This window comes from Neoroseomonas rubea, from assembly GCF_016106015.1.
GTDB classification, from domain to species: domain Bacteria; phylum Pseudomonadota; class Alphaproteobacteria; order Acetobacterales; family Acetobacteraceae; genus Neoroseomonas; species Neoroseomonas rubea.
In genome coordinates, this window is sequence record NZ_JACADQ010000401.1 from 1 (window position 1) to 3,530 (window position 3,530).

Here is a 3,530-nt window from a genome sequence, read left to right on the forward strand (position 1 = left end):
TTCGGCGCGCGCCGGCGGCGGCGGCACCGGCACGCCAAGCCGCGGTTCCGTCGATGCGGCGCGCCCTGGCGTGCGGGCAGGCGGGGCGACCCAGTCCTCCTCGACCAGCGGGCGCGCGGGCGGCGGCTGGCGGACGAGGGCGCGGATCTCGCTGCGCAGGTCGGCGAGTTCCGCCTCCACCGCCTCCAGCCGCGACTTCACGCCGAAGACGGCATAGGGCATGGCCAGGAAGGCGAGCAGCGACACACCGATCGCGACCAGAAGCACCAGCCCCACCCATTCGGGCAGGCCGGGGATGGTCAGGCGCGCGGTCAGCGCCTGGAGGGTCTCAGCCACCTGTCATGCTCATGTGGCGGGCCACGGCCGGGCGGTTGCGACGGCGGTCGATCACGAAGTCATGCCCCTTCGGCTTGCGCGCGATGGCGTCGCGGATCGCCTGCGCCAGCGCCTCCTCGTTCACCGAGGGGTCGCGCAGCAGGTCGCGGAATTCGGCGGCATCGTCCTGGCCGAGGCACATGTACAGCGTGCCGGTGCAGGTCAGCCGCACGCGGTTGCAGCTCTCGCAGAAGTTGTGGGTCATCGGCGTGATGAAGCCGATGCGCCGGCCGGTTTCCTTCACCGTCACGTAGCGGGCGGGGCCGCCGGTGCGGTAGTCGCTGTCCTCCAGCGTCCAGGATTGCCGCAGGCGGGAGCGGACGAGGGAAAGCGGCAGGTACTGGTCCGTGCGGTCGCCGCCGATGTCGCCGAGCGGCATGGTCTCGATCAGGCAGAGGTCGAAGCCGTGTTCCCCGCACCAGGCGACCATGCCGTCGAAGGCGTCCTCGTTCACGCCCTTCAGCGCCACGGCGTTGATCTTGATGGCGAGCCCGGCCGCCTTGGCGGCGAAGATGCCGTCCAGCGTCTGCTCGATCTTCCCCCAGCGCGTCACCGCGGCGAAGGTCGCGGGGTCGAGCGTGTCGAGCGAGACGTTGATCCGCCGCACCCCGGCGGCGACCAAGTCCTCGGACATCTTTGCGAGCTGCGTGCCGTTGGTGGTCAGCGTCAGTTCGCGCAGGCCGCCCGCGCCGATCCGCGCGCCGAGGCTGCGCACCAGCGTCATCACGCCCTTGCGCACCAGCGGCTCGCCCCCCGTCAGGCGGATCTTGTCCGTGCCGAGCGCGACGAAGGCGCCGCAGAGCCGGTCCAGTTCCTCGAGCGTCAGGATCTCCCGCTTCGGCAGGAATGTCATGTCCTCCGCCATGCAGTACACGCAGCGGAGGTCGCAGCGGTCTGTCACCGAGACCCGGAGATAGGAGACGGCGCGGCCGAAGGGGTCGACCAGCCCGGCCGGGGAGGGGTCAAGTGCCTGCATGGGCGGGATTTGGGGCCGATGGGCCCCACCCCGCAAGCCCCTATCCAAACAGGGCGAGCCCGCCGGCGCCGAGCAGCACCGCCATGGCGAAGGGGCGGTAGAGCCGGTCCGGGATTACGTGGAACAGCCGCGCCCCGATCGGCACCGAGATCGCCATGATCGGCAGCAGGACGGCCAGCCGCAGCAGCACCGGCAGGTCGATCAGCCCGCCGAGCAAGGGCGGGACGACCGAGACGACGGCGATGGTCGCGAAGAACAGGATGAGGTTGGCCCGGTGGCGCTTCGCTTCCTCGAGCCCCGCGAGGAGATAGAGGATGACGGGCGGCCCGCTCATGCCGGTCGAGCCCTTGAGCAGCCCGGCCAGCGTGCCGACGAAGAGGTTGAGCGGCAGCGGGCGGGACCCGCGGTAACGCCAGCCCGACATCAGCAGCAGGCCGAACACCAGAACGAAGCCGCCGATGAAGCGGCGCAGCGATTCGCCATCCGCGGTGAACAGGATCCAGGCGCCGAGCGGCGTCGCGAGCGCCGCCGCACCGCCCAGCGGCAGCACGACCCGGCGGTCGGCGTCCTTGAGCGCCCCGGGCAGCAACTGGACGGAAACGAGCAGTTCCATCAGCAGCATGATCGGCACGCCGGCCCGCGGCCCCCACAGCAGGGAATAGACCGGGGCGAGGATCACGGCCGTGCCGAAGCCGGAATAACCCCGCATCACCCCGGCCACGATGGTGGCCACAATGGCGCCCGCCAGCCGCCAGTCGGCGAGCACCGGCCACGCCGCGTCGATCAGGGCCGTCACCGTGCCGGCCCGTCCTCGATCTCGAGCGCCACGACGGCGGCATTGATCAGCACCTTGCCGGCATGCTCGAAATTGACGGTGATCCGGTCGCCGACGACCGACTGGACCTGCCCGGTGCCCCAGTCGGGCTGCGCGGGGTGCCGGACGCGCATGCCGGGTTCGATGATTTCGGTCACGGGATGGGGCGGTAAGGTCCTGTCAGGAGACGAGAGGATACCGTCCGGCGCGATGATGCAAGGGATGCCCCGGGCGATGCCCCAAGAAACCTCCATGCCGGACCTGCGCCTCGTGCGCCTCGTTGGATTGCGCCTCTGCCACGACATCGGCGGCGTCGCCGGCACGATCGGCAATGCGCTCGAAATGCTCGATTCGGTCGGGTCGGAGGCGGCGACGCTCGCCAACGACGCGTCCGACGTGCTGCGCCGGCGCCTGACGCTCTGGCGCGCGCTGCTCGGCGGGCAGGGCGACATGACGCTCGATGCGCTGCTCGGCCTGCTCGGCGGGCAATTGTCCGGCGGGCGCGCGCAGGCCGATGCCGGCACGCTCGACCCCGCGACGCGCATCGAGGAGGAGATGGTCCCCGTGCTGCTCTCGGCCATGCTGCTCGGCGGGGAGGCGCTGCCGCGCGGTGGCCATGTGCGCCTGGCCGGCGAGCCGGGCCGGGAATGGGCGATCTGGCCGGAAGGCCCGCGGGCCGCCTGGCCGGCCGCGCTGCTGCGGGCGATCACCGGCGGGGCGCTGCCCGAGGACCCGTCCGGGCGCGATGTCCTCGTCGTCTGGCTGGCGGCGCTGGCGGGCGCGGCGGGGCTCAGGCTCGCCCTCGCCGTGCCGCCCAACGAGGGCGCGGGTCCGCTGCTGCTCTCCGCGTCGCGCTGACGCCGCGCGGACTGCCGATCCGCGCCTTTACGAAATATTCGGCCCGGGCCGTCCATGCTCCGCCCACCAAATGAGTGGGGATGTCATGGACGACCTTCTGGCAGACTTCCTGACCGAGACGCATGAGGGACTCGAGGCGCTCGATTCGGCCCTCGTGCGTCTGGAGCGCTCGCCCGACGACCAGCCGACGCTCTCGGAAGTCTTCCGGCTCGTGCACACCATCAAGGGCACCTGCGGCTTCCTCGGCCTTTCGCGCCTCGAAGCCGTGGCGCATGCCGGCGAGAACGTGCTCGGCCGCTACCGCGACGGCACGCTCGCGGTCACGGCCGAAGGCATCACGCTCATCCTCTCCGCGCTGGACCGGATCAAGGCGATTGTTGCCAGCCTCGAGGCGACGGGCGCCGAGCCTCCGGGCGACGACGCCGCGCTGATCGAGGCGCTCGATGCCGCCTATGAAGGCCGCGAGGTGGCGCCCGCCGCCGCGCCGCCGGAGATCGGAAGAGCGGT

General features: G+C 71.6%; 5 protein-coding genes and 1 pseudogene. 2 read left to right on the forward strand and 4 right to left on the reverse strand.

Translation table 11 applies throughout. The features are described 5' to 3' along the window. The 4 genes and pseudogenes from HW577_RS22625 to HW577_RS26710 all read right to left on the reverse strand — a co-directional run. Positions 1 to 336, reverse strand: a pseudogene (locus tag HW577_RS22625) (hypothetical protein); the annotation flags it as partial. Then, entirely contained in the window at positions 329 to 1,351 is a 1,023-nt protein-coding gene (gene moaA / locus HW577_RS22630) for a GTP 3',8-cyclase MoaA (RefSeq protein ID WP_232475169.1), read from the reverse strand. The gene moaA and the pseudogene HW577_RS22625, both read right to left, overlap by 8 nt. 40 nt (positions 1,352 to 1,391) lie before the next feature. After that, positions 1,392 to 2,147: a sulfite exporter TauE/SafE family protein gene (locus HW577_RS22635; RefSeq protein WP_332837789.1), complete on the reverse strand. Its 756-nt coding sequence runs from the start codon at positions 2,145 to 2,147 to the stop codon at positions 1,392 to 1,394. Continuing rightward, the gene (locus HW577_RS26710; protein ID WP_232475171.1) at positions 2,144 to 2,299 is read right to left on the reverse strand and encodes a DUF3553 domain-containing protein; all 156 of its coding nucleotides are present in this window, start codon (positions 2,297 to 2,299) and stop codon (positions 2,144 to 2,146) included. The genes HW577_RS22635 and HW577_RS26710 overlap by 4 nt, the downstream gene beginning before the upstream one ends. A gap of 118 nt (positions 2,300 to 2,417) precedes the next feature. Between HW577_RS26710 and HW577_RS22645 the strand changes: the two genes are divergently transcribed. Together HW577_RS22645 and HW577_RS22650 are read left to right on the forward strand one after the other, a co-directional pair. Further along, the gene (locus HW577_RS22645; RefSeq protein WP_198378374.1) at positions 2,418 to 3,023 is read left to right on the forward strand and encodes a histidine phosphotransferase family protein; all 606 of its coding nucleotides are present in this window, start codon (positions 2,418 to 2,420) and stop codon (positions 3,021 to 3,023) included. 85 nt (positions 3,024 to 3,108) lie between these two features. Beyond that, positions 3,109 to 3,530: Hpt domain-containing protein (locus tag HW577_RS22650; RefSeq protein ID WP_198378375.1), on the forward strand; the 422-nt coding region annotated here is incomplete at its 3' end.

Excerpts from the sequence above, each read along its gene's own strand:
- moaA (WP_232475169.1), bottom strand. The coding sequence starts at position 1,351 with ATGCAGGCACTTGACCCCTCCCCGGCCGGGCTGGTCGACCCCTTCGGC.
- HW577_RS26710 (WP_232475171.1), bottom strand. The coding sequence starts at position 2,299 with ATGCGCGTCCGGCACCCCGCGCAGCCCGACTGGGGCACCGGGCAGGTC.
- HW577_RS22645 (WP_198378374.1), top strand. The coding sequence starts at position 2,418 with ATGCCGGACCTGCGCCTCGTGCGCCTCGTTGGATTGCGCCTCTGCCAC.